Below are 999 nucleotides of genomic sequence, written 5' to 3' on the forward strand. Positions count from 1 at the left end.
TTCATCGTTTAAAAAATGGTGAAGAATTGGAAGAATACGATGCTAAGAAGCATCTTAATACACTAATTTAAAGCACTAGAATAGAAAGAAATGGAAATGGATTTAGTAAAAGATATAAGCATCAACATCGACAAAAAGGTGGAATAAGAATTGGAACTACTGGGCTTTCGTTTGTGGGGCAAATATCATTATCTTCAATTACATGGTTCAGTGCGTTAAGTGTTGTATTTGCAAGTATTACAACATTTGGATTATCACGTTTCTTAAATAATAAAAAGGTAGTCAACCAAGGTTTTGAGGCACAAAAGGAAGCTTGATCAAATTGTGGGAGTATTTAAATCATTATCTTTTCATTTTATTTATACAATTTGACTAGTCAAACTACGAGGTTTTAGAAGAAGTAAGTTATCAAAACTCCGTAAATTGGCGAGTGGCAATTATGGCTGTTAATGAAAGGAATTCGGGAAAACTGTAATGAAATTTAATATGATGGGAGATTTTCAATCATGATGGGAAGGTGTTTAGCCCATATGTCACAATTAAAGAATTTGAAACAAAAACAACCGATTAATTAGAGTGAGTTTCAATAAAACTTCAACATGTTGACAATCAATATTCAAAAGATTCCTGTATAACCAACTGGGATCATTTGCATTTGAAGTGGTTTAGTGAATTTACTTTTACTATAACTCATAAATACCTCATATGTTGCAGAACTAGTTTTAAACTAAATAATATAAATAAAGCGTGGGAAGCAGTTCGAGATCAGCTTGTTATAAGCAGGGTAAATGGTGGAATTCCATATATAATTGTCCAAGATGGGGACTATTTAAAAAATGGCGAGCTTTATTTAATGCATTCATATGAAAAGACTGAGCCAGATATGAAATATGTTGAATAAGTAATTCCGTATATTCATCAGTTATCGGGTAAAGGCTTTAATTTGTAGATGGATATTGAAGGGTAGTCAGTGCTGTTAAGTTATGATGGGAAGAATAG

Annotated in this window: 1 protein-coding gene and 1 pseudogene; both read left to right on the forward strand. The window is 31.8% G+C overall.

Annotation, left to right across the window (positions count from 1 at the left end; genetic code table 11):
• Positions 1-173 precede the first annotated feature (173 nt).
• Positions 174-317: a hypothetical protein gene (locus CN514_RS25920; RefSeq protein ID WP_176526016.1), complete on the forward strand. Its 144-nt coding sequence runs from the start codon at positions 174-176 to the stop codon at positions 315-317.
• Positions 318-736: 419 nt separating this feature from the next.
• Positions 737-898, forward strand: a pseudogene (locus CN514_RS21155) (stage V sporulation protein R); the annotation flags it as partial.
• Positions 899-999 lie beyond the last annotated feature (101 nt).

The organism is Bacillus sp. AFS001701 (genome assembly GCF_002559405.1).
In the GTDB taxonomy this organism is placed as follows: Bacteria; Bacillota; Bacilli; order Bacillales; family Bacillaceae_G; genus Gottfriedia.